General features: G+C 53.2%; 19 protein-coding genes and 1 pseudogene. 10 read left to right on the top strand and 10 right to left on the bottom strand.

Features of this window, described 5'->3' with window-relative positions; translation table 11 throughout:
* Window positions 1-256: 256 nt before the first annotated feature.
* The 8 genes and pseudogenes from HMPREF3107_RS05025 to HMPREF3107_RS04995 form a co-directional block, all read right to left on the bottom strand.
* The gene (locus HMPREF3107_RS05025; RefSeq protein ID WP_009173640.1) at window positions 257-652 is read right to left on the bottom strand and encodes a CopM family metallochaperone; all 396 of its coding nucleotides are present in this window, start codon (window positions 650-652) and stop codon (window positions 257-259) included.
* Between the two features lie 204 nt (window positions 653-856).
* Window positions 857-955, bottom strand: a pseudogene (locus tag HMPREF3107_RS11390) (transposase); the annotation flags it as partial.
* Between the two features lie 226 nt (window positions 956-1,181).
* On the bottom strand, window positions 1,182-2,066 hold the full coding sequence (locus HMPREF3107_RS05020) for an AbiTii domain-containing protein (protein ID WP_070454083.1): 885 nt from the start codon (window positions 2,064-2,066) through the stop codon (window positions 1,182-1,184).
* Window positions 2,067-2,101: 35 nt separating this feature from the next.
* Window positions 2,102-4,129 carry an excinuclease ABC subunit UvrB gene (gene uvrB / locus HMPREF3107_RS05015; RefSeq protein WP_070454082.1) on the bottom strand — a complete coding sequence of 676 codons (2,028 nt, stop codon included), beginning with the start codon at window positions 4,127-4,129 and terminating at the stop codon, window positions 2,102-2,104.
* A 183-nt stretch (window positions 4,130-4,312) separates the two neighbouring features.
* Entirely contained in the window at window positions 4,313-5,581 is a 1,269-nt protein-coding gene (gene purD / locus HMPREF3107_RS05010) for a phosphoribosylamine--glycine ligase (RefSeq protein WP_070454080.1), read from the bottom strand.
* Between the two features lie 293 nt (window positions 5,582-5,874).
* Window positions 5,875-7,371 (bottom strand): class I SAM-dependent DNA methyltransferase, encoded by a 1,497-nt coding sequence (locus tag HMPREF3107_RS05005; protein WP_070454078.1) that lies wholly within the window; start codon window positions 7,369-7,371, stop codon window positions 5,875-5,877.
* 18 nt (window positions 7,372-7,389) lie between these two features.
* Window positions 7,390-8,808: a restriction endonuclease subunit S gene (locus HMPREF3107_RS05000; protein WP_070454098.1), complete on the bottom strand. Its 1,419-nt coding sequence runs from the start codon at window positions 8,806-8,808 to the stop codon at window positions 7,390-7,392.
* 2 nt (window positions 8,809-8,810) lie between these two features.
* Window positions 8,811-11,654: a type I restriction endonuclease subunit R gene (locus HMPREF3107_RS04995; protein ID WP_070454077.1), complete on the bottom strand. Its 2,844-nt coding sequence runs from the start codon at window positions 11,652-11,654 to the stop codon at window positions 8,811-8,813.
* A gap of 216 nt (window positions 11,655-11,870) precedes the next feature.
* Between HMPREF3107_RS04995 and HMPREF3107_RS04990 the strand changes: the two genes are divergently transcribed.
* A complete protein-coding gene (locus tag HMPREF3107_RS04990) occupies window positions 11,871-14,327 on the top strand; it encodes a heavy metal translocating P-type ATPase (protein WP_070454075.1) in 2,457 nt (818 codons plus the stop codon).
* 222 nt (window positions 14,328-14,549) lie between these two features.
* Here HMPREF3107_RS04990 and HMPREF3107_RS04980 read toward each other — a convergent pair whose 3' ends face one another.
* On the bottom strand, window positions 14,550-15,026 hold the full coding sequence (locus HMPREF3107_RS04980) for a DUF4124 domain-containing protein (protein WP_070454072.1): 477 nt from the start codon (window positions 15,024-15,026) through the stop codon (window positions 14,550-14,552).
* A 163-nt stretch (window positions 15,027-15,189) separates the two neighbouring features.
* Between HMPREF3107_RS04980 and guaB the strand changes: the two genes are divergently transcribed.
* From guaB to HMPREF3107_RS04945, 7 genes are all read left to right on the top strand, one after another.
* Window positions 15,190-16,656, top strand: a complete 1,467-nt coding sequence (gene guaB, locus HMPREF3107_RS04975) for an IMP dehydrogenase (protein WP_040665548.1) — start codon at window positions 15,190-15,192, stop codon at window positions 16,654-16,656.
* A 96-nt stretch (window positions 16,657-16,752) separates the two neighbouring features.
* On the top strand, window positions 16,753-17,253 hold the full coding sequence (locus HMPREF3107_RS04970; protein ID WP_070454070.1) for a hypothetical protein: 501 nt from the start codon (window positions 16,753-16,755) through the stop codon (window positions 17,251-17,253).
* Window positions 17,254-17,433: 180 nt separating this feature from the next.
* On the top strand, window positions 17,434-18,720 hold the full coding sequence (gene eno, locus HMPREF3107_RS04965; RefSeq protein ID WP_003769676.1) for a phosphopyruvate hydratase: 1,287 nt from the start codon (window positions 17,434-17,436) through the stop codon (window positions 18,718-18,720).
* Between the two features lie 9 nt (window positions 18,721-18,729).
* Window positions 18,730-19,008 (top strand): cell division protein FtsB, encoded by a 279-nt coding sequence (gene ftsB, locus HMPREF3107_RS04960; protein ID WP_070454068.1) that lies wholly within the window; start codon window positions 18,730-18,732, stop codon window positions 19,006-19,008.
* A 107-nt stretch (window positions 19,009-19,115) separates the two neighbouring features.
* Window positions 19,116-20,414 carry a glutamate-5-semialdehyde dehydrogenase gene (locus HMPREF3107_RS04955; protein WP_256364792.1) on the top strand — a complete coding sequence of 433 codons (1,299 nt, stop codon included), beginning with the start codon at window positions 19,116-19,118 and terminating at the stop codon, window positions 20,412-20,414.
* A 70-nt stretch (window positions 20,415-20,484) separates the two neighbouring features.
* Window positions 20,485-21,321, top strand: a complete 837-nt coding sequence (locus HMPREF3107_RS04950; RefSeq protein ID WP_070454066.1) for a YoaK family protein — start codon at window positions 20,485-20,487, stop codon at window positions 21,319-21,321.
* 89 nt (window positions 21,322-21,410) lie between these two features.
* Complete coding sequence (locus HMPREF3107_RS04945; RefSeq protein WP_070454064.1) at window positions 21,411-22,091, top strand: YiaD family glycine zipper/OmpA-like lipoprotein; 681 nt, start codon at window positions 21,411-21,413, stop codon at window positions 22,089-22,091.
* Between the two features lie 240 nt (window positions 22,092-22,331).
* Here HMPREF3107_RS04945 and HMPREF3107_RS04940 read toward each other — a convergent pair whose 3' ends face one another.
* Entirely contained in the window at window positions 22,332-24,125 is a 1,794-nt protein-coding gene (locus tag HMPREF3107_RS04940) for an extracellular solute-binding protein (RefSeq protein ID WP_070454097.1), read from the bottom strand.
* 125 nt (window positions 24,126-24,250) lie between these two features.
* Between HMPREF3107_RS04940 and fabI the strand changes: the two genes are divergently transcribed.
* Both fabI and mscL read left to right on the top strand, forming a co-directional pair.
* Entirely contained in the window at window positions 24,251-25,033 is a 783-nt protein-coding gene (fabI, locus tag HMPREF3107_RS04935) for an enoyl-ACP reductase FabI (protein WP_003772951.1), read from the top strand.
* A gap of 212 nt (window positions 25,034-25,245) precedes the next feature.
* Window positions 25,246-25,698, top strand: coding sequence for a large conductance mechanosensitive channel protein MscL (gene mscL / locus HMPREF3107_RS04930; protein WP_070454062.1), 453 nt, complete (start codon window positions 25,246-25,248; stop codon window positions 25,696-25,698).
* Window positions 25,699-25,848: the final 150 nt, after the last annotated feature.

Below are 25,848 nucleotides of genomic sequence, written 5' to 3'. Positions count from 1 at the left end.
GGAATTTTGCAAAGGTCTCAGGCCGTCTGAAAGGGTGGTTTCAATCCAGTTACAACCGGTGGCAGTTGTACTGAAACCATTTTTTCAGACGGCCTTTATGCCATAGATTTTCAGACGGCGTTTGAGGCCGTCTGAAAGTTTGAAGCAGTGGTTTGCACTGCAAAGAACGCGTGCGTACGTACCGCCCCACCCTACACCTCGCTTTTAAAATTTGTGCCATCCTCAGGTGGGGTGTGTGGCGCAGCCACGAACGCGGTTAGCGGGGATGCAGGCTACGGCTTGCTTTTTTGTTGTGTGCTTTAAGCCATTTTTGCATTTGTTCAATTTCCGCTTGTTGTGCGTTAATAATATTCTCAGCAAGCTTACGCATCTCAGGATCCTTTCCGTATTTTAATTCAACTTCCGCCATTTTTACTGCGCCAATATGGTGTGGCAACATACCTGCTGCAAAAGCAACATCAGGATCTTTGTATTGCGCAGCTGCCATCATGTCTTGATGCATTTGATTCATACCTTGCATTAATTCTTGTTGCATTGCAGAACCTGTCGACATTGGCATATTCATGTGTGCTTGATGCGGTTGTTCATTAGCTTGGGCATAAATTGAAACTGCAACAGCGCTAAGTGTGATAAAAGTCATAAGTTTTTTCATGTTTTTCGCCTATGTGATAACTGAAGGAGCACAAATCATAAACTTTGACCTAAGGTTAAAGTCAATATTTATTCCGAAAATTTTTGGTAAGGTGCTAAAACTAAAATAAGAGAATATTTGATATGAGAGACAGCAAAATGTAGGTTGGGTTGCAAACCCAACATTTCGTAAAATTTAACAGTTTTGTTGGGTCTTGACCCAACCTATGCTTGCTGCATCATCGGTCAAAATCTTCTGCCGTTTATTGGTTACAACCGTAAAAAAGTAAGTACCGCCATTGCGGTAAAAACGACGGTATTTCATAGTATTATGCTCGGAATGATTTTGTAGGTCGGATTCTCGAATCCAACATTTTGGGCATTGCTACAATGGATTGCAATGATGGGAATGTTAAAGGTTTTGTCGGATACAAGTATCCAACCTACGCTTGCTGTGTTGGTTGGGTGGTAGGGGGTAAGCCGCAGGCAAGCACGCGGTTTTGGGCGGTTGGGGACGGCGTGTGTGGTGGAGCCGCACATATTGCATTTGCTTACATTAAGCCATAATATTTTGAAATCGCATTAGTTAATATTCCTGCAATAGTACCTACTGAAACATCAATTGCACCGGTAGAAGCCTTTGTAATAATATTGCCAATCCATGCACTTACTTTTGAGCCGAATTTTTTATCTGTGGGCTGACCATCTTCTATCAGTGCATTTCGTAAATCTTCTAATTCGGCAGATGGAATCCCGTTTTTTGCTAAAAAGTTAGCCAGTTCATTGAAATTTTCTTTTTCAATATGAATACCGTCTTGAATATTTTGCTGAACATTACCGCCAAAAATATCCCCAATAAACCCTTGCATATTCTGAATATTGAATTGGTTTGACATTGCTTTCTCCTGTTCTGATTTTGTAAATTGGATACCGTCTCCTAAAATGCCTTCCTCTTCCAGTCGTAATGCCCAATCTAAAATTAGTTGTCTTACTTTTGATTGAATATTCATTAAGTTAATTGGATAAATAATTATTTTAGGTTCAAGTGGAAATGGAGTATCTTGTAAATTCATTAAAAACTGTTTTTCTTTACTAGATAGAATTCGTATAAAATTATTATTTTTTGTTTTTAGTAAGTTTCTTATTTCGCTAATTGATGAGGTATATTCAACTCTTGTTACTCGTTCTCTCAATTCATCGGGAAGCATAAATAAAACATCGCCACGATAAGGGTTAAAAGCTTTTAACTCTCCATAAAATATTCTATATTTTGGTAAATTTTTTGATGAATAACCTTGTAATTCATTATTACACCATTCAGTTAATTCATTAATTTTTAATTTTCTTGCAACCATTAATGTTTTATTCACTAACTCTTCTACATCACTATTTGGATTGGCAGCTAGGCTTTGGAGTTCTAAAATAATAGAAGTCATTTAATTAATCTCCATGTTAAATAAAAATAATAAAATTATTCCGCCCCAAACAACAAACTCTCTTTAATATTCCGTATCCTATCACGAAGAACAGCCGCTTCTTCAAACTGCAAATCCCTAGCCGCCTGTTGCATGGCTTTTTCCAGTTTGGCGATTTCTTTAATCGCGTCTTCTTCGTTGTGAATCTCGCCGACTTTAACTTTGTTTTTGCCCTGTCTACGACCTTTGCCGCTGTCTTCTTCGTGGTACACGCCGTCGATGATGTCTTTGACCTGTTTTTTAATCTGCTGCGGCACAATGCCGTGTTCTTCGTTGAATTTAATCTGTTTTTCGCGGCGGCGTTCGGTTTCGTCGATGGCGGCTTTCATGGAGTCGGTGATTTTGTCGGCGTACAGGATGGCGACGCCGTTCACGTTGCGCGCGGCGCGGCCTATGGTTTGAATCAGGCTGCGGTGGGAGCGCAGGAAGCCTTCTTTGTCGGCGTCAAGGATGGCGACGAGGGAGACTTCGGGAATGTCGAGGCCTTCGCGCAAGAGGTTGATGCCGACGAGTACGTCAAACAATCCGAGCCGCAAATCTCTAATAATTTCAACGCGCTCGACGGTGTCGATGTCGCTGTGCAGGTAGCGCACTTTGATGCCGAGTTCGCTGTAATAGTCGGTGAGTTGCTCCGCCATGCGTTTGGTGAGTGTGGTAACGAGCACGCGTTCGCCTTTTTGGATGCGGTCGTTGATTTCGCTCATTAAATCGTCGACTTGGGTGGCGACTGGGCGGATGATGATTTGGGGGTCGACCAGTCCTGTGGGGCGGACGACTTGTTCGACCACTTGTCCGGCGTGTTCTTCTTCGTATTTGGCGGGAGTGGCGGAAACGAAGACGGTTTGCGGCATGACTTTTTCAAATTCGTGGAATTTGAGCGGGCGGTTGTCGCGGGCGGAAGGTAGGCGGAAGCCGTAATCCACGAGGTTTTGTTTGCGCGATGCGTCGCCTTTGTACATGCCGCCGATTTGGGTAACGGTAACGTGGCTTTCGTCGATGAACATGATGGCGTTGTCGGGCAGGTAGTCCATCAGTGTGGGCGGCGGTTCGCCTTCTTTTTTGCCGGAGAAGTGGCGGGAGTAGTTTTCGATGCCTTTACAGAAGCCCATTTCGTAGAGCATTTCGAGGTCGAAACGGGTGCGTTGTTCGATACGTTGTTGCTCGACGGGTCGTTGTTCGCGGGCGAAAAATTTGATGCGTTCGCGCAATTCTTCTTTGATGGACTCGCAGGCGCGCAAGACGGTGTCGCGCGGGGTAACGTAGTGGCTGGACGGGAAGACGGTGTAGCGGCCGACGCGTTGGTGCAGGCTGCCTGAAAGCGGGTCGAACATATCGAGGCGGTCGATTTCGTCGTCAAACAGGCTGATGCGCAAGGCGTTTTCGGAGCTTTCGGCAGGGTACACGTCAATCACGTCGCCGCGCACGCGGAAGCTGCCGCGTTTGAAGTCCAAATCGCCGCGTTCGTACTGCATGGAAACGAGCGTGGCGATGATGTCGCGCTGCTCGATGGTGTCGCCTTCTTTGACGGACAACACCATTTGTTGATATTCGGTCGGGTCGCCGATACCGTAAATGGCGGACACGGTGGCGACAATAATCACGTCGTCGCGCGTCATCAGGTTTTTGGTGGCGGAAAGGCGCATCTGCTCGATGTGTTCGTTGATCGCGCTGTCTTTTTCGATGAACAAATCGCGGCTGGGCACATAGGCTTCGGGTTGGTAATAGTCGTAGTAGGAGACGAAATATTCCACCGCGTTTTCGGGGAAAAACTCGCGCATCTCGGCATAAAGCTGGGCGGCAAGGGTTTTGTTGTGCGCCATGATGATGGCGGGGCGGCCGCTTTGGGCGATGACGTTCGCCATGGTGTAGGTTTTGCCCGACCCTGTTACGCCGAGCAGGGTTTGGTAGGCAAGGCCGTCTGAAAGCCCTTCGAGCAGGCCGGCAATGGCGGTGGGCTGGTCGCCTGCGGGTGGGAAGGGTTGGTGGAGTTTGAAGGGGGAGTTGGGGTATTGGATGACTTCCATATTGCCGCCTGTACCTGTTTTCTAGTTCGGGGAAAAGGGAAATTATAGCAAGCGGCTCGCGTATTGGCGTTTTGTCTTTATGGGGCGGAATGAAAAATCCGCCGAGTTTCGGCGGATTTGGTTAATCGGTGGGAGGAGGCCGTCTGAAAACGTTGCGCAGCAGGTTTTCAGACGGCCTTTAGGTTAGGATTTGATGGCTTTGTCGGCAATATCTTTGCGGTATTGCATGCCCTCGAAATGGATTTTTGCCACGGCCTCATATGCTTTGGCTTTGGCTTGTTTCACGTCGTCGCCCAAACCGACCACGCATAACACGCGTCCGCCGTTGGTTACCGTATGGCCGTCTGAAACCGCCGTTCCGGCGTGGAAAACCTTGCCGATTTTATTGGCGGCTTCCATACCTTCGACGGCGTCGCCTTTGCGCGGGCTGTCGGGATAGCCGGCCGCAGCCAGCACCACGCCGACGGCGGTTTGCGGGTTCCATTCCGCCTGTACCTTATCCAAACGGCGGTCTAAAGCGGCTTGTACCAAATCGGCCAAATCGCTGTCCAGACGGCTCATGATGGGCTGGGTTTCGGGGTCGCCGAAGCGGCAGTTGAATTCGATGGTGCGGGGCGCGCCGTTTTCGTCGATCATCAAACCCGCATACAGGAAGCCGGTAAATTCGCAGCCGTCCGCAGCCATGCCGCGCACGGTGGGCAGGATGATTTCGTCCATCGTGCGGCGGTAGACTTCGGGCGTAACGACCGGGGCGGGGCTGTACGCACCCATGCCGCCGGTGTTCGGGCCTTGGTCGTTGTCGAGCAGGCGTTTGTGGTCTTGGCTGGTGGCCATGGGTAGGACGTGTTCGCCGTCCACCATCACGATAAAGCTGGCTTCTTCGCCCTGCAAAAAGTCTTCGATGACCACCCGCGCACCGGCGTTGCCCATCTTGTTGCCCAACAGCATATCGTCGATGGCGGCATGTGCTTCTGCCAAAGTCATGGCAACAATCACGCCTTTGCCCGCCGCCAGGCCGTCGGCCTTGATGACGATGGGCGCGCCTTTCGCGTCCACATAATCATGCGCCTGCTGCGTGTTGTCGAACGTTTGGTAGCCGGCGGTGGGAATGCTGTGCCGTTTCATAAACGCTTTGGCAAAATCTTTCGAACTTTCCAACTGTGCAGCGGCACGGGTCGGGCCGAAAACAGGCAGCCCGGCGGCGCGGAAATCGTCCACAATACCTGCCGCCAGCGGGGCTTCGGGGCCGACGACGGTGAAGGCGACGTTTTCTTTCCGGCAAAAGTCGATCAGGTCGGCGTGCGCCGTCAGCGGCAGGTTTTGCAGTTTGGGTTCGGATGCAGTGCCGGCATTGCCGGGGGCGACGAAGACGGTGGCGACTTTGGGCGACTGTGCCAGTTTCCAGGCCAGTGCGTGTTCACGGCCGCCGCTGCCGATAACGAGCAGTTTCATGGGGATTCCTTAAATTGATTCGGGTTTGTCGGAAAGGGACGCCGGATGTGCCGGAGCCTGTCGTATGGAGGCCGTCTGAAAAAGTGTCGTTGGGTTTTCAGACGGCCTCAAATTCATTTGCCTCAAAATCAAACCTTATGGTTTGCTTAAGGCCGTACTTGGAGCGACCATCAGCATTCATAACCGAAGTGTCGGCCAAACATTAAAAACGGAATCTTAACATTTTTGACCGTATCGACCAATCGGCCAAAAGCGGGAAGACCTCAATATTTCCCTTTAGGCCCTATCGGCATTTACTTTTCCAACTGCGCTGCAACGCTTCGAAAACTCATCAAAGCCGCTTCGATATTTTCAATGATTTCATCGGCCAAAATATCGGGGGCTGGCAGATTGTCCAAGTCGGTTAAAGAATGGTCTTTCAGCCAGAAAATATCCAAGCTGGTTTTTTCGCGCTGATTGATTTCATCGATACTAAATTTACGCCAACGCCCGTCGGGATTGTTTTCGGCATGATAGGTTTCTGCGCGCTTTGAACGGTCTTCGGGGCAATAGCAGGTAATGAAATCCTGCAAATCTGCCAACTGCATCGGTTTTTTCTTCAGTGTGTGATGCACGTTGGTGCGATAGTCATAGACCCAGATTTCTTTGGTAACGGCTTCTTGCTGCGCCGGGCGGTTATCAAAAAACAACACGTTCGCCTTGACGCCATTGGCGTAGAAAATCCCCGTTGGCAGACGCAAAATCGTATGCAAATCCGTCATCTGTAATAGTTTTTTACGCACGGTTTCGCCGGAACCGCCTTCAAACAGCACATTATCGGGTACGACAACCGCCGCCCGCCCGTTGTTTTTGAGCATGGTGTAAATATGCTGCAAGAAGTTGACTTGTTTGTTGGAAGTAGTTGCCCAAAAGTCTTGACGGTTATAGACAAAATCTTCGGTTTCGGCTTCACCTTCGGCATTGGTAATGGTCATGCTGCTTTTTTTGCCGAATGGCGGATTGGCTAAAACCAAGTCCACTTTGCGCACGCTTGGTGCAACCAAGGAGTCATCGGAGCTAATCGGGCTATCGCCGTCCATTTCGCCAATGCCGTGTAAAAACAGGTTCATCAAACACAAACGGCGGGTATTGGCGACGATTTCATTGCCGAAAAACGTCCCTTTTTTTAACCGCTCTTTTTGGTCGGTGTTTAGATTGGCGTGTTTTTCCAAATAACTGTATGCCGCCAATAAAAAGCCGCCGGTGCCTGCTGCCGGGTCGGCAATCAGAGTATCTGCCTGCGGGCGGACGCATTCGACAATTGCTTGAATCAAAGCACGCGGCGTAAAGTATTGCCCCGCGCCTGATTTGGTATCTTCGGCATTTTTTTCCAAAATGCCTTCGTAAATATCGCCTTTCACATCCACGCCCAAGCGCGTCCATTTAGTTTCATCAATCATCGCCACCAAACGGGATAATTTGGCAGGGTCTTGGATTTTGTTTTGCGCCTTGGCAAAGATTTGCCCAAGCAAGCCTTTGCGCATACTTAAATCGCGCAACAAAGCGAGATAATGGCTTTCCAATTCCGCGCCCGTGCGATCGGTCAGACTTTTCCAGTTGTATTCTTCCGGAATGCCGACATCACGATTGTAGGGCGGCTGGCTGTATTCAAACGCCATCTTCAAGAAAATCAGATACGTAATCTGTTCCAAATAGTCGCCGTAGCTCACGCCGTCATCGCGCAGCATATGGCAGAAGCTCCAAACCTTTTGGACGATAGCATTTGAAGTGTGGTTTTGCGTTGTGGTCATATTCGTTTTCTCTTTAATTTATTTATCCAAAAGGTTACCTGAAAAAGCCGCTTTTAAGACGGCCTGTTTAAGCAGCTCGGCTTGTTTGAGTTGTTTGGCAAGTTCGGCGGCGAGTTGGTCGCAGGCGGTGAGTTTGCTTTCTAAAATGGCAACGATTTGGGTTTGTTCGGCGAGACAAGGCAATGGAAAAATAATATTTCCAACCAAGCTTAAATTTAAGTTTGGTTGAACACCTCCAGATGACTGCCTCCGTATATCGGCATAATTTTTAAACATATAAAATTTTAGAAATTTCCTGCTAATTGGATATTTTTCATTTAGAACAATCCCTGCAATAGCTTGATTCGTTGTTGCTTCAATTAGCAATTCAGAACATTTCCCTCGAGTTTTGCCCTCTCCATACATCGCAACGAGCAAAGTATGTTTTGGTAATAATTTCAAATTAGTTTCTTTTAAAGCCAAATCCGTAACAAAGCTATCAGCAGAATCTACAAATTCATTATTCAAACTACCACTGGTAACCCAAGGAATTGAGCCATTTTCATAGTAGTTAGCATTACTTTTTAATGGAGTTGCTCCAGTAAATATCTCAGCAACTTGATTGATTTTTATAGCTCCCCACCCACTCGGCAAATCTGCAAAATTGTCTTCAAACTTAACCGCTTGTGTCGGCGCTTTGGGCTTGCTCGGTTTTTTCCCTACTTTTCCATTTTGTTCCCATTGGCTGACGGCTGTTTGCCAGTCGACAAGCTGTTGGGCGTAGTGTTGTTCGCGGGTCGTCTGAATTTGGGCGAGCAGTTCGTTTTCAGACGGCAAGGTGTCAGCGTGTTTGCTGCGCCATTCTTTGGTGAGTTCGCCGTTAAAGGCGTTTTTGAGCAGGGATTGGCGGTATTGTTGAATTTGCTGCGCTGCGGTTTTCAGACGACCTATGCCTTCGTCGATTTCGTCAAGCAGGCTTTCGATTTTATTGACGATGGCTTGTTGGGTTTCTTTGCTGGTTGGGTAGATAATGGGCAATTTTTTTAAAGTAGGACTGGAAATTTGTTGAAATGTTGTACCAGTACTATTTTTCAAAAGATATGCCTCATTATTCATCAATGAATACCAAATAAATTTAGTTTCTATATTTTCATTGACCTCAATTCCAGCTACGCCACGCCCCAAACAATAAACCTTATCGCTTAAATTCAAGCGTCCGATTGTTGCTCGAATGCAGATAATAATGTCATTGGCTTTGCTTAATTTAGTAGCTTCGTTGGTATATTGTTTAGGAGATGGATATATATCGCCTAAATCACTTGCACCACCAATTAGTAGATAACCTTCTTTTTCTTTGTTGTAAGATTTTCCATTTGGAGATTGCCCCATTTTTACAATAGAAATTTCCCCCAAAGTTGTTTTCTTCCACCCTTCAGGCAACTGCTGTTCTGCGGTCATTTTTATGCTGTCCATTGTTGGTTAATCTCGTTTAATAGGGTGTTAAAGTCTTGGTCGTTGGCGGCAATTTCGCTCAATACATCATAGGCCTGCCCTAAGCCGCCGTATTGGTTGAACGGGGTAAGTTCAAAGTCGTTCCCTTCGATGGCAAAAGAGGTGATGATGTGGTCGCGAATCATGGTCAGCCATTGCATTTGTTCTTCGGTCAGCGGTTTGTCGGCACGGGCGTTGTGTTCAAACGTCCATGTTTGGAAGTTTTTACGCACGGTTTTGCTAAACGGCGTGATTTTGTCATCAATGCCAATCACTCGGCGAACAAGGCCGACTAAGGCGGTGAGTTCGCTTTCTACCTGTTCGCTGACGCTATCCAAACGCGCATACGCCTGCCAGATATGACTGAATGCCAATTTCGGTTTGGCTTTTTTAATGGCGGTTGCCAGCGCTTTAATCATCGCAAGGCTTAAGGCTTGGCGTTGATAAGGCTGATTATAGAAAATCTGCAAGGCGGTAATTTCGTCTTTGTTGCTGCGTATCCATTCGGCAAAATCTTGGGTCAGGGTTTCATCATTTTCTGCCCAGCCTGCGTGGATGACTTCGTCAATCTCGGCGTCGATTTTCTGCTCGTTTTGTTTGCGGATGTCGTCCAACGTGGTAATGAGCTCCATGGAAAGCGGACGTGTGGCGGCTTTGACGCGCTGTTTTTGTATCTGTAAAACGGTTTTTTCAGACGGCGTCTCATCGATGGAAATGCCTTCTTGCTCGCAAGCTGCCCGATGGATTTCATCGGCATTGATGGCGTGAAACAGGTCTTTGACCAATTGCGGTAATGGGACGCCGCCTGTGATTTCAGTGATCCGCTGTTGTTGTTCGTCATCCAGCTGTTTGTTTAAACGAGCAAGGCGTGCCGCCAGTGAACTGATGCTGTCGCTATCAAATGCGCCGCCGAAAACGACGGCTTTTCCTAAATCGGAGAAGCTGACCGAACGTTTGGTGTCTAATTGTTGGCTTGCCGTTTTGAGCGATTTGGTAACACCGATGGCATCGACAATCACATAATGGGTTTTGGCCGATGATGCGGAAGGACTGACTTTTTGCAAGCCTTCTTTATCAAGCGTGCGTGTGCCGCGTCCTTTCATTTGCTCAAAATAGTTGCGGCTTTTGACATCGCGCATAAACAGCAGGCATTCGAGCGGGCGGACATCGGTTCCCGTGGCAATCATATCGACGGTAACGGCAATGCGCGGGTTGTAGCTGTTGCGGAAATTCGCCAAGACGGTTTTGGGTTCTTCGCCTTGTTCGATGATTTCGCCGTTTTCACCCACAATATCGTCTTTGGCTTTGTAAGTGATTTTTTTGCAAAATTCGTTGCCTTGCCCGAACTCTTCCCGCACCATTTTGATGATGTCGTCGGCGTGGCTGTCGTTTTTGGCAAAAATCAAGGTTTTGGGTACTTCTTGACGATTTGGGAACATTACGGGCAAATGGTCGCGGAAAGTACGGATAATGGTGCGGATTTGGCTTGGATTGACAACATCTCTGTCGAGTTGTTTGGCAGTATAGTCTTCATCGCTATCTTGCTGCTGCCAGCGTTTACGGCGTGTGGTGCGTTCGCGGTGTTCGACCAGCTCCTCGGCTTTGAATTTGCCGCCATCCAGGCTGATTTTGGTATTGATCAGATAGACTTCATTGCCTACATTTACGCCATCGGCAACGGCTTGCTCGTGGCTGTATTCGCTGACGACGTTTTGATTGAAAAAACCAAAAGTGCGGTTGTCCGGTGTGGCGGTTAAGCCGATCAGATAGGCATCAAAATAATCCAACACTTGCCGCCACAGGTTGTAAATGGAGCGATGGCATTCGTCGATAAAAATAAAATCAAAAAATTCCGGTGGCAGATCCGGTTGATAGGCAACGGGCAATGGTTCTTTTAAGCGGTTTTCCCATTCTTCCAATTCCATACTGTCATCCGGTATCGCTAGGTCTTCCCCTTTTAATAGGGAATACATGCGCTGAATGGTACAAATGCAGACTTCTACGCCGTTGGGAATGTGCGGCGATTTAATGACTTGAGCGTTGTAGAGTTCGGTAAATTTGCGGTTGTCGTCAGACGGGGTAAAAACCAACATTTCCTGCTCGGCCTGTTCGCCCAAGTTGACGGTGTCGACTAAAAATAAAATGCGGCGTTTGCCTGTGTATTTGAGCAAACGATACATAATGCTGATAGCGGTATAAGTTTTGCCTGCGCCTGTGGCCATCTGAATCAAGGCGCGCGGCAAATCTTTTGCCAAAGAATCTTGCATATTTTCGATGGCGGTTAATTGGCAATCGCGCAAGCCGAGTTCAGCCGCAGACAGATGGTTAGGATTGAGTGCCGGCATGGCTTTAAGTTTGGCGCGCAGGGTGTTTTTGCCTTCGTTTGCCCATTTTTGCAGCGTTTCGGGGCGGTGGAAGTGGAATACTTCGCGGGCACGAGGGGCAGGATCGTTGCGGTTGGTAAAACGTGTTACTACGCCAGTGCTTTCATATAAAAAGGCAATCTCTGCTTGCTGAATATAATTAAGTTCGCTATCGGCATAGCGTGCGCTTTGCTCTTCCACCGTATTAAGCTTATGTCCAAAATTTTCCGGCTTGGCTTCAATCATGGCAACCGGCTCGCCATCAACAAACAACAGATAATCTACCGGACCGCTGTCGGTTGGATATTCACGCACTGCCACACCTAAACTGCTGTTGCGATTAAAGTTATTCACCGACTGTACCGCCCAGCCCGCCTGCTCCAGTTTTTGGTCAATAATGTCGCGGGCTTGCTGCTCGGGGTGTTGGTTGTAGGTTGTCTGTTGAGTCATATACTCTCCGGATGGCGCGGTTATTTTTACAAAAATATAAAACAGGGTTTTGATTATATTAAATTCAGCCGAATCGGATAATCAAAATCGGGAAATATTTAACTTGAACTAGGGTTCCCCTCCTGTTCGGCATAAGCATTCCTTAACGGCGGCATTGTCGTCATATCGTGCCTTTCAGACGGCCTATCATCAAAGCGTGTACAATCCCACCCCATTATGAGTGAAAAAAACTGTTTCCACTGCGGCCTGCCCGTTCCCGATGGTACCCATTTGCCGATTGTCTATGAACAGCGGGAAGAGCCTGCCTGCTGTGCCGGTTGTCAGGCTGTGGCGCAGGGCATTATTGATGCCGGGCTGGGCAATTATTACAAGCAGCGAACTGCCGAAGCGGAACAGGCCGGCTTGCCTCCGCCCGAGATTCTGGCCCAACTGAAACTGTACGACCTGCCCGACGTGCAGCGCGAATTTGTCGAAACGCTGTCGGAAAACGAGCGTGAAGCATCGTTGATGCTGGGCGGCGTTACTTGCGCCGCCTGCGTCTGGCTCATTGAACAGCAGCTATTGCGGCAAAGCGGTATTCTGTCGGCCGAATTGAATTACAGCACGCTGAAGGCCCGTATCAAATGGGACGACAGCCGGGTAAAACTCTCCGACATTTTGCTGAAAATCCGTCAAACGGGTTATTCGGCCTCGCCTTACGACGCGCACAAGGCAGACGAATCTGCGCGAAAAGAACGTAAAAAGGCCATCGTCCGCCTGGCCGTGGCCGGGATGTGCATGATGCAGACCATGATGTTTGCCCTGCCGACCTACCTGTATGACGATATCGAGCCGCAATTTCTCACTATTTTGCATTGGGGCGCATTTTTAATGGTGCTGCCCGTTATCTTTTTCGCCGCCGTCCCCTTTTATCGCGGCTGCCTGCGCGATCTGAAAAACCGCCGCCCCGGCATGGACACGCCGATTGCATTATCCATTTGGCTGGCTTTCGGTGCCGGCCTGTACGCCCTGTTGCGGAATGCAGGACAAGGAATGTATTTCGAGGGTTTGGCCATGCTGGTATTCCTGCTTTCGCTGGGGCGTTTTATGGAGCAGTCCGCACGGCGCAAAGCAGGGGATGCGGCGGAAAGACTGGTCAAACTCGTACCGGCCTTCTGCCGCAAACTGCCGAACTATCCTGACGACGAAACGGCTGAAGAAGCCGCCGTGGTGCAGCTTCAACGCGGCGACGTGCTGCTGGTGAGGGCAGGCGAAGTAATACCTGCCGACGGCTGCATCCTGTCAGGCGAAAGCGAAGCCGACGAAGCCATGCTGACCGGTGAAAACCTGCCCGTACCCAAACAGCCGGGCGACAAAGTTACCGCCGGCACGCTCAACACCGCCGGCCCGATCATCATCCGTGCAGACGGCGTGGGCGGCGATACGCGTTTGGCGCACATCGTCAAACTGCTCGACAAAGCCTTATCGCAAAAACCGCGTTTGGCCGTTTTGGCAGACCAATACGCATCACGCTTCGTGTTCGGTATGATTGCCTTCTCACTGCCCGTCTTCATCGGCTGGTGGTGGTATAGCGACATCCATCAGGCCTTATGGATTACCGTTTCACTGCTGGTCATTACCTGCCCGTGCGCCCTGTCGCTCGCCACGCCCACCGCCCTGGCCGCATCCACCGGCAAGCTGGCCGCGCAAGGCGTATTGGTGGCCGGCCCGCAGGCTTTGGAAACTTTGGCCGTTGCCACCGATGCCGTATTCGACAAAACAGGCACGCTGACGGAAGGCCGTCTGAAAGTAAAACAAACCATCTGCCTAGGCAGCCTGACAGAACAACAGGCGGCACAAATCGCACAAACGCTCGAAGCCCAATCCGAACACCCGATTGCCCGCGCCATCGCCGCCCTGCCCTTTTCAGACGGCCTCCATATCGAGGCCGGACAAAGGCTGAACCGCGTCGGCCACGGTGTCAGCGCGATGCTGACCATCAACGGCCAAACCGACCTCTGGCTGCTGGGCAAACCCGAATACGTCGCCGAAACCGCCGGCAACCTGCCCGATACCGTTACCGAAGCAAAACATGCGGGCACACTCATCACCCTCGGCAGCCGACACGGTTTTGAAGCCGTTTTCCTGCTTGAAGACCAAACCAAATCCGGCATCCCGCAAATGGTTGCCGAACTGAAACAACAAGGGCTAACCCTCCACCTCCTCAGCGGAGACCGCCAAGCCGCCGTGCAATCGCTGGCGCAGAACCTGCATCTGGACGCATTCCGCGCCGAAGCCGTGCCGGAAGACAAACTGGCCTATGTCGAAACCCTGCAACGGCAGGGCAAGAAAGTGCTGATGGTGGGCGACGGCATCAACGACGCACCTGTTTTGGCCGCCGCCGACGTATCCGTTGCCGTGGCGGGCGGGGCCGACGTTGCCCGTGCGGGTGCAGACATCGTATTACTGAACGACGACATGGCCGTGATTCCGCAAGCGGTAAACCAAGCCAAACGCACCGCCGCGATTATCCGCCAGAATCTGATTTGGGCAGCCGCATACAATCTGATCGCCGTCCCGCTGGCCGCAGCAGGATTCGTTACCCCTTGGCTGGCCGCATTAGGCATGAGCGGCAGCTCCCTGTTGGTATTAGCCAATGCGCTGCGCTTAAGGAAACATGGTAAACCGGTTTAATTTCCGATTTGATTTCCGACTGTGCCGCATCAAAATCAAAAGCCGATGGCCGTCTGAAAACACGCTTGACGGACTCTCAGCAAAACAAACCGATGCGGCATTGCCCTCCTTGCCCGAATGCAAGCTAATCCGCCACCAATCGGAATCAAAAAACAGTGAAACCAAAAATATGGGGCTGACGATTGTCAGCCCCATTATGAATCCGGTTTGAAACCCGATTATTTATTTACAATATTTCGCTACTTCTTGATTGAAACGCTGAATCAATGCTTCACGCTTGTCGGTACGCGCACTTTGTGCAAAAGACAAATTCATCTGTGCGGTTTTACAGTTTGCTTCTTGCGCCTGTTTGTTCTGCTCTTCAATTTCTTTATTGCGTTTTTCAGCTTCTTTATTCTGCTGTGCAATCTGCTCGCTCACTCTGGCCTGTTGTTCAGCCAAAGACGGTGTGGCGTTAGGATCACCGACGGTTGTAACGGAAGCAGGCTGAACGGTCGAATTCGCCGGCGGCGTTACTTTGTTGGTACGGATGTTGATAGTGGTACTGGCTGTCGGCTTCAGTTGATAAGGAACATCGGAATAAGTGTTGACCCCGTTTTTTTCCTTCCAACGATAAACCTCGGAGGAAGCTGCGGAAACACCGCCCGACACCAACAAGCTGCCCAACAACAAAACTTTGGCAATTTGAGTAATGTGCATAATTCGACCCTCTCTTTTGTATCGGTATGAATAAATAAGATTGTACTGTATTTACCCTTATGCCGTCATGTTATCGTCTGCACTGCTGCCAAATCTGTTGGGGAGGCGCGGCAAATTTGATACAATGGCGTGCATCTTGCACAAACTGAAAGTTGAAAGCATCATGCGCATCGTAGAAAAAGCCTACACCTTCGACGACGTTCTGCTCGTTCCCGCCCATTCCCAAGTGCTGCCGCGCGACGTTTCCCTCAAAACCAGGCTCACCCGCCAAATCACCCTCAACCTCCCCTTGCTTTCCGCCGCTATGGATACCGTAACCGAAGCCCGTCTGGCCATTTCGATGGCTCAGGAAGGCGGCTTGGGCATTATCCATAAAAACATGTCCCCCGACATGCAGGCTAAAGCCGTAGCCAAGGTAAAACGCCATGAAAGCGGCGTGGTCAAAGACCCCGTTACCGTCGCACCCAACGTCCTTATCCGCGAGCTTTTGGAACTGCGCGCGCAACGCAAACGCAAAATGTCCGGCCTGCCGGTCGTGGAAAACGGCAAAGTGGTCGGCATCGTAACCAACCGCGACCTGCGTTTCGAAACCCGCCTCGACCTGCCGGTTTCCGCCATCATGACCCCGCGCGAACGCCTGGTTACCGTAGCCGAAGGCGCGAGCATCGAGGAGGCGCGCGAACTGATGCACCAGCACAAAGTCGAACGCGTTTTGGTCTTGAACGCCAACGACGAACTCAAAGGCCTGATTACGGTTAAAGACATCATCAAAACCACCGAATTCCCCAATGCCAACAAAGATGCCGAAGGCCGTTTGCGCGTCGGCGCGGCAGTCGGCACGGGGGCGGACACGGAAGAGCGCGTCAGAGCGTTAGTAGCCGCAGGCGTGGACGTGATTGTGGTCGATACCGCGCACGGCCACAGCCAGGGCGTACTCGACCGCGTGAAATGGGTGAAGGAAAACTTCCCCGAAGTACAGGTTATCGGCGGCAATATCGCCACCGCGCAGGCGGCACGCGATTTGGCCGCTGCCGGTGCGGACGCGGTCAAAGTGGGCATCGGCCCGGGTTCCATTTGCACCACGCGTATCGTGGCCGGCGTGGGCGTGCCGCAACTGACGGCGATTCACAACGTTGCCGAAGCCTTGAAAGGCACCGGTGTGCCGTTGATTGCCGACGGCGGCATTCGTTTCTCGGGCGACATCGCCAAAGCCTTGGCAGCCGGCGCGTCGTGCGTGATGCTGGGCGGCATGTTTGCCGGCACGGAAGAAGCCCCGGGCGAAATCGAGCTGTACCAAGGCCGTTCGTACAAATCTTACCGCGGCATGGGTTCGCTGGGCGCAATGAGCCAAGGCTCTTCCGACCGCTATTTCCAAGACAAACAGGAAAGTGCCGACAAATATGTGCCCGAAGGCATCGAGGGCCGCGTCCCCTACAAAGGCCCGATTGTAAACATCATCCACCAGCTCACCGGCGGCCTGCGTTCCAGCATGGGCTATCTGGGCTGCGCCACGATAGACGAAATGCACGAAAAAGCGGAATTTGTCGAAATCACTTCCGCAGGCATGAGCGAATCGCACGTTCACGACGTACAGATTACGAAAGAAGCACCGAACTATCACCGCGGTTGATTAGCCGAATGAAGAGGCCGTCTGAAAATCCTTTTATACGGGTTTTCAGACGGCCTCAGACTGTTGCACAACCGTTCCTACCAATCGGAGAACATCATGAACATCAAAAAATCCGCACTTTACGGCATCATCATCCTTTCTACTGCTACCCTGCCCCTTTCCGCACAAGCCGCCACCGATACTGCAAACGAAATCTATGCTTCCCCCGACACCTTTTCCTTCCAAACCGCCGACGGCAACATCGTCTGCCGCGCGCGCACCATAAACAGCGGCGACCTGTTCGACATCGATTTACTCGGCCGCGCCCCATCAGTCGTCTGCTTGATCCATCGTACCGAAAGCGGGAAAGGCCACGATTGCCAACCCGACGGCCATGCCTATGCATCCTTGCAAAACAGAATACCCAACCGAGGCTGCCTCAGCGGCATCCCGGCCGAATTCTACCGGCCGAACCCGAAATACAGGATATTGCAGGAAAAAGAAAAAGTAGAAACACCCTATTTCACCTGCCGGCTGAACGACGGCGGAATAGACTGCAACAGCACCGAAAGTCCGACCGGCTTCCGCTTAAGCCCGACTGAACAGGACTACCACTGACTAACCGCCGAACAGCCTGAGGCCGTCTGAAAATACGCTGCCAAACCGAAAATATTTTTCAGACGGCCTAACCGCCTCCCGACACCCGAACCATCTGCGGTATAATCGCCGCCGACCACACGGCCTTAGAGGCCGTCTGAAAACATCATCCATCCCTATCGACCACAAAAGGAAGAAAACATGAGCGCCATCATCGACATCTTCGCCCGCGAGATTTTGGATTCGCGCGGCAACCCCACCGTAGAATGCGACGTGCTGCTGGAAAGCGGCGTGATGGGTCGCGCGGCCGTACCCAGCGGCGCGTCCACAGGCCAAAAAGAAGCCCTGGAACTGCGCGACGGCGATAAAGCCCGCTATCTGGGCAAAGGCGTATTGAAGGCAGTCGAACACGTAAACAACGAAATCGCCCAAGCCCTGATCGGCATCGACGCTTCCGAACAAAGCTACATCGACAAAGTGATGATCGAACTGGACGGCACCGACAACAAAGGCCGTTTGGGCGCAAATGCCACCCTGGCCGTTTCCATGGCCGTCGCCCGCGCCGCAGCCGAAGATGCCGGACTGCCGCTCTACCGCTACCTGGGCGGTGCCGGACAAATGGCCATGCCCGTACCGATGATGAACGTCATCAACGGCGGCGCGCATGCCAACAACAGCCTGGACATCCAGGAATTCATGATTATGCCCGTCGGCGCACCGACCTTCCGCGAAGCCCTGCGTTGCGGCGCGGAAGTCTTCCACGCCCTGAAAAAACTGTGCGATGCAAAAGGCTTCCCCACCACAGTCGGCGACGAAGGCGGTTTCGCACCCAACCTGAACAGCCACGAAGAAGCCTTGAAACTGATGCAGCAAGCCGTTGCCGACGCGGGCTACAAAACCGGCGAAGACGTACTGTTCGCCTTAGACTGCGCCTCCAGCGAATTTTACAAAGACGGCAAATACCACCTCTCCGCCGAAGGCAAAGCCCTGAGCAGCGCGGAATTCGCCGACTACCTGGCCGACCTGGCCGCCCGCTACCCCATCGTTTCCATTGAAGACGGCATGGACGAAAACGACCGCGAAGGCTGGAAACTGCTGACGCAAAAACTCGGCGGTACAGTCCAACTGGTGGGCGACGACCTGTTTGTCACCAACCCCAAAATCCTGGCCGAAGGCATCGAAGACGGCATCGCCAACGCCCTGTTGGTCAAAGTGAACCAAATCGGCACATTGAGCGAAACCCTCAAAGCGGTCGAACTGGCCAAACGCAACCGCTACACCAGCGTGATGAGCCACCGCTCCGGCGAAACCGAAGACAGCACCATCGCCGATTTGGCCGTTGCCACCAACTGCATGCAGATTAAAACCGGCTCGCTCTCCCGCTCCGACCGCATGGCCAAATACAACCAACTTCTCCGCATCGAAGAAGAATTGGGCGAAGCGGCCTACTATCCGGGCAAAGCCGCGTTTTACCAACTGAAAAAATAAGGCCGAAACATGAAGTGGGTAACTTTGGTGCTCGTGTCCGCCATCGCCCTTTTCCAATACCAACTGTGGATAGGGAAAGGCAGCTATCACGATGTGGTCGTTACGGATGGCAAAATAGCGGCACAACAGGCCGCGAACGCGAATTTGCAGCTGCGTAACAACGCCCTGAGTGCCGAAGTCGCCGACCTGACCGACGGCAGCGAGGCCATCACCGAAATCGCCCGCGTCGATTTGGGCTACATCGAACAAGGCGAAACCTACTACCGCCTGATCAAACGGAACGATTAAGGCTTCCCGCCCTCCCATTCCTTTCAACAAAGGCCGTCTGAAAACCCGCCATCAAGGTTTTCAGACGGCCTCAATCCATATTTTCAGACGGCCTAACTTTGTTTATCATCTGCCTTCCATTTCCCGACCAACATCAGGAGGACACCATGCAGGACACCGCCGCCTACGTCCGCGCCCAGGCAGCCGCCGCGCGCAACGCCTATTACGCCGTATCCGCCGCCGACAGCTCGGCCAAAAACGCCGCCCTGCTCCGCACGGCCGAACTACTGGACAAACACCGCACCGCAATCTTGGCCGCCAACCGCCAGGACATGGAAAACGCCGAAGCAAAAGGACTGGACGCCGCCATGCTCGACCGCCTGCAACTTTCCGACGCGGGCATAGACAACATCTGCGAAGGCCTGCGCCAGATTGCCGCCCTGCCCGACCCCGTGGGCGAAATGGACGAATTCCGCACCCGCCCGAACGGCCTTCAAATCGGCAAAATGCGCGTACCGCTCGGCGTCATCGGCATCATCTACGAATCGCGGCCGAACGTAACCGCCGATGCCGCCGCCCTGTGCCTGAAATCCGGCAACGCCTGCGTCCTGCGCGGCGGCAGCGAGGCCGTCAACAGCAACAGCGCAATTGCCAAACTGTTCCGTCAAGCCCTACATGAAAACGGCCTGCCCGCCGATGCCGTCTGCTTTATCGAAGACACCGCCCGCGAAGGCGTGGGCGCGATGCTGCAAAGCCCCGATTTAATCGACGTCATCATCCCGCGCGGCGGCAAATCGCTGGTAGCGAGGATTGCCGCCGAAGCCCGCGTGCCGGTCATCAAACATTTAGACGGCATCTGCCACGTCTATCTGGACGAATTTGCCGACCCCGAAAAAGCCGTCTCCATCGCCTTCAACGCCAAAACCTCGCGCTACGGCACCTGCAACACCATGGAAACCCTACTGGTCCACACCGCCCGTGCCGCCGAACTCCTGCCGCCGCTGGCGGAAAAATACCGCGAAAAAGGCGTGGAACTGCGGGGCTGCCCGCAAACGCTGTCCATACTGCCCGATATTCAGACGGCCTCCGACCAAGACTGGGACACCGAATACCTCGCCCCCGTGCTTGCCGTCAAAATCGTCGGCAGCCTCGAAGAAGCCGTCGCCCACATCAACCGCCACGGCAGCGGCCACACCGACAGCATCGTAACCGAACACCTCGGCCGTGCCCGAACCTTCCTGCGCGCCGTCGATTCCGCCAGCGTGATGGTAAACGCCTCCACCCGTTTTGCCGACGGCTTCGAATACGGCCTCGGCGCGGAAATCGGTATTTCTACCGACAAAATCCACGTCCGCGGCCCCGTCGGTCTGCACGGCCTGACCTCGCAAAAATGGATCGTGCTCGGCAACGGCCAAATCCGCACCTAAACCCTGCAAGGCCGTCTGAAAAACAATTTTCAGACGGCCTCCCAACCGCAAAACCACATACGGCAAACACATGGCGAACCAACGGGAAAAGCGCGTCAAACCGTCCAACAAACACCACAGCCAGCCCTTTTGGCAGGCCGACAAACCCTACCTGCACGACTGCCAAATTACCGACGGCGGCTTCCGCGCCCTCGGCTACATCATGTCCTTCCTTGCCGGCGCAATCAACGCCGGCGGTTTCTTCGCCGTCAAAAGCTACACCTCGCACATCACCGGTTCGATGTCGGGCGCGGCAGACGCGGCCTATCTGGGCGACTGGCACGGCTTCTTCGCCGCCATGTCGTGCGTAGTCGCCTTCCTAATCGGCTCCGCGCATTCCAGTTGGACGATACTGTGGGCGAAACGCCAACGCTTCCGCAGCAGCTACGGCCTGTCAATGTGGCTGGAAAGCCTCTACCTGCTCGCCTTCGGCCTTTTGGGCGTGGCCTTGTCGCACTACGGCCGCATCCTCCTGCCGCCCACCGTGCTGCTGCTGTGCTTCATCATGGGGATGCACAACACCGTCATGACCGTACTCTCCGGCGGCATCATCCGCTCCACCCACATGACCGGCACCGTAACCGACTTGGGCATCGAATTGGGCAAAGTGCTGTATTACCGCCGCAGCAAAAACCCGAAACTGCCCGACATCGCCGTCAACCGCCCGAAAATGCGCCTGCTGCTGGCACTTTTGGCCGCCTTCATTTTAGGCGGTGTAGTCGGCGCGTGGGGCTACCACCGGCTCGGCTACCACTTCACCCTCCCCGTGGCCGCCCTACTGTTCTGGTTCGGTGCCGGATCGGTCGGCTACGATGCCAAACTGCGCTGGCGAATATACTGGCGGCAGAAAAAACGGCTTAAACGGTAGACGGGGCGTAATATCATGTTAAGGCCGTCTGAAACACCGCACAATCGGCTATAGTTGCAGTATTTCCACACCCGACAGAAAGGACAATCATGAAACTGTTCAACACGATTACTGTCATCACCGTTTCCTCCGCCCTGATGCTCGGCGGCTGCATCACCTACCCCGACGGCACACAGAAAACCAGCAAAACCGCCATGTACGGACTCGGCGGCGCGGCGGCCTGCGGCATCATCGGCGCACTGACCCACGGCGGCAAAGGCGCGCGCAACTCCGCCCTGGCCTGCGGCGCGGTCGGCGCGGGTATCGGCGGCTACATGGACTACCAAGAGAAAAAACTGCGCGAAAGTCTGGCCAACACCGGCGTGGATGTGGAACGCAACGGCAACCAAATCAAACTGGTGATGCCTGAAAACGTTACCTTCCCCACCAACAGCTCGACGCTGAACGCCAACGCGCAAAACGCCTTGGCCGCCGCCGCGCAAACACTGACCCAATACCACGACACCACGCTGACCATCAACGGCCACACCGACAACACCGGCTCCGACGCCATCAATGATCCGTTGTCGCAACGCCGCGCCCAAGCCGTCGCTTCCTATCTGCAATCACGCGGCGTGAGTGCTTCCCGCATGAATATCTTCGGCCACGGCTCCCGCCAGCCGATTGCCTCCAACGCCACCGTTGAAGGCCGCGCGCAAAACCGCCGTGTCGAAATCTTAATCAATCCGGACCAAAATGCCGTTCGTGCCGCACAACAGCAACTGCATTGATTAAGTTCATTTGCCGCTTGACAAAAGGCCGTCTGAAAACAACTTTCAGACGGCCTCATTTTATGCAGGGGCATCAACCGCTGCCTGCGGTTTATATCTATAGATTTGCAATTTGCCGCATCGTTATCCTGCCGCTACCGAAAAAATTGATTTCATCGTTCACCCTGCTGCATAGGGAATGAAAAGGAAAAAACAAAAGGCCGTCTGAAAGGCATTTTTAGCTTTTCAGACGGCCTTCCGCTATTTCACCCACCAAGTCTGCAACGCCCAAGATGCCGCCTGATAGTATTTCGGCGGGCGGGCGGGGATGCCCAGCGTACGGCGGTAAATGATGCGGTAGCGGTCGCTGTACCAGTTGGGGACGACGATGTATTGGTGGCGCAATACGCGGTCGAGGGCGCGGGCGGCGGTAACCAGTTCGCGGCGGTCGGAGAAGTGTTCAAACCGTTTCAGCAGTTGTTCGACGGCAGGGTCGCACACGCCCGCGTAGTTGCCGCTGCCTTTGGTTTGGGCGGCCGCGCAGCCGAAATAGTCGATTTGTTCGTTGCCCGGGCTTTGGCTGTTGGAGTAAGTGGCCATAATGATGTCGTAGTCGAAATCGGCCAGCCGCTTTTGATAAAGGGAGGCATCGACGGTGCGCAGGTTGAGGGTGATGCCGATTTTGGCCAGGTCGCGCTGCCATTTGCCCGCCACGCGCTCGAAGGTTTTGCTGTTGGTCAGATACTCCAACACCAGCGGCCTGCCCTGCTTGTCGGTCAGCACGCCGTTTTGATAACGGTAGCCGGCCTCCAGCAGCAGGCTGCGGGCTTTCAGCAAATTCGGTCGGATGCCGAGCGCGGGGTCGCTCTGCGGCGGCATCGGCACGGGTTGGCGGAAGACGGCGGCAGGCAGGCGGCCGGACAACGGGGTCAGCAAGGCGAGTTCGGCGGCATCGGGCAGGCCGGAGGCGGCCATTTCGCTGTTGGTAAAGAAACTGGGACTGCGACGGTAGGCTCCGTACATCATGCGGCTGTTCACATTTTCAAAGTCAAAGCTCAAAACCAGGGCTTGCCGCACCCGGATGTCTTTCAATGCCGCACGGCGTTGGTTCAGGACGAACCCCTGCATACCGACGGTGTTGCTGTGCGGCAGTTCGGCCTTTTCCAGCCCGCGCTTTTTCAGGATGTCGGCCGGATAGGCGCGCGCCCACGAACGGGCGGCGGTTTCCTGCGTGAAGTCGAAGTCTCCCGCCTTCACGCCTTCAATCCGCATGGTCGGGTCGCGCAGGTAGCGGAAGCGCACGGTGTCGAAGTTGTACATGCCGCGCCGCGAGGGCAAATCGCGCGCCCAATAATTTTTGTCGCGGGCAAACTCGCTCAGGCGGCCGGAATCGGTTTTCACCAAACGGTAAGGGCCGGAACCAATAGGCGCGGTGTTGCCGCCCTTTTCCAAACCCTGCGGGTAACTTTTGCGCGAAAACACGGGAAGCTGCCCCAAAATCATGTGCAGTTCGGCATTGCGTTTTTTGAAGCGGAAGCGGACGGTTCGGTTGTCGGGCGTTTCCACCGCCGCCACATCCGACCAATAGAATTTCCAACGCGGTTGCGCGGCTTTGTCCTGCGTCAGCAGTTTGAACGAGGCGGCCACGTCTTCGGCCAGCACCGGATCGCCGTTGTGGAAACGCGCTTTCGGATTGAGCCGGAAGGTAACGGAGAGGCCGTCTGAAGCCAGCGAAATATCTTGTGCCAACAAGCCGTACATGGCGAAAGGATCGTCTCCACCCTCCGTCATCAGCGTATCCACCGTCAGCATCGCAACGCCCGACTCCGCCGAACCTTTCAAGGTAAACGGGTTCAGCGTATCGAAACTACCCTGCACAGGCAGGGTGAAACTGCCGCCCTTGGGCGCGTTCGGATTCACATAGCCGAAATGTTTGAAACCTTCGGCATACAGCGGCGGCTGCCCCAAACCGGCCGCATAACCGGCAACGGCGGGACGGACGGCGGACGACAACAGGACGGCGGCGCAAAAGGCGGAAACGGCGGACGGCTTCATGCGGATACCTTGCAGGCAGAAAAAGGAAGCCGCATTGTAACCCGTTTTCAGACGGCCTTTTCCACCGCCGCGCAAACTCGGCTATAATCGCGCCTATTTTCATCTCCCAACCAAGGACTATCGACATGGGCTTCCTGCAAGGCAAAAAAATCCTGATTACCGGCATGATCTCCGAACGCTCCATCGCCTACGGCATCGCCAAAGCCTGCCGCGAACAAGGCGCGGAACTGGCATTCACCTATGTGGTGGACAAACTTGAAGAGCGCGTACGCAAAATGGCCGAAGAACTCGGTTCGCAACTGGTATTCCGCTGCGACGTACAAAGCGATGCCGAAATCGAGCAACTGTTTACCGACCTGGGCAAAAGCTGGGACGGCCTCGACGGCCTGGTACACGCCATCGCCTTCGCCCCGCGCGAAGCACTCAACGGCGACTTCCTCGACAGCATCAGCCGCGAAGCCTTCAACACCGCGCACGATGTTTCCGCCTACAGCCTGCCCGCGCTGGTGAAAGCCGCCCGCCCGATGATGAAAGGCCGCAATTCCGCCGTCGTCGCCCTCTCCTACCTCGGTGCGGTGCGCGCCATCCCGAACTACAACGTCATGGGTTTGGCCAAAGCCAGCCTCGAAGCCGCCATCCGCTTCACCGCCTCCTCGGTCGGCCGCGACGGCATCCGCTGCAACGGCATCTCCGCCGGTCCGATTAAGACATTGGCCGCCTCGGGCATCGCCGATTTCAGCAAACTGCTCAAACACGTTGCCGACCAAAACCCGCTCGGCCGCAACGTAACCATCGAAGAAGTCGGCAACGCCGCCGCCTTCCTGCTGTCCGACCTCTCCTCCGGCATCACCGGCGAAATCACCTATGTGGACGGCGGTTACAGCATCAATGCCCTGAGCGAAGTCTGATTCCCGCACATCAATCAGGCCGTCTGAAAAACAGCGCAGGCACGGAATTTTCCAGCCTGCGCTGCTTTTCATGTGCAAAAATATCAGAAAAACACCGTATATTGCACAAAACAACCGCAAATCACGCAAAAATAACAATAACGGCATACCTCCCCTACACTGCCGCCCTTTTTCGATTTTCACCCCGATAACGATTACGAAAGGACAAAATCATGTCAATCAAACAAGAATTCAAAGATTTCATCATGCGCGGCAACGTCGTCGACCTCGCAGTCGGTATGGTCGTCGGCACAGCCTTCTCAGGCATCGTCAAATCACTGGTCGACGACGTCATCATGCCCCCCATCGGCCTGCTGATCGGCGGCGTGGACTTTTCCAACCTGTTCCTCACTTTGAAAAACGGTGCCAACGCCCCGGCAGACGGCTACGCCTCACTGGCTGCCGCACAAGCGGGCGGCGCGGTTACCCTGAACCTCGGCCTGTTCATCAACAGCATCATCAGCTTCCTCATCATCGCCTCCGCCATCTTCATGGTGGTCAAAGCCCTGAACACTTTGAAAAAACAGGAAGCACCGGCCGAAGAAGCACCGGCCGAAGAAGCACCGGCCGAACCGAGCGAAGAAGTATTGCTGCTGCGCGAAATCCGCGATTCATTGAAAAAATAATCCCCACGCATATTAAGAGGCCGTCTGAAAACATTTTCAGACGGCCTTTTGTCAGCGGATGGACGTGATGCCGACATTTTTTCCCTTTGGTATCAAACGTTGCATCGCGATAGGAAACTATAGTGGATTAAAATTGCAATGATACGGCGT

This window comes from Neisseria sp. HMSC31F04, assembly GCF_001807735.1.
GTDB classification, from domain to species: domain Bacteria; phylum Pseudomonadota; class Gammaproteobacteria; order Burkholderiales; family Neisseriaceae; genus Neisseria; species Neisseria elongata.
The sequence above is the reverse complement of the archived record's forward strand: the minus strand, read 5'-3'. Positions and strand labels throughout refer to the sequence as shown.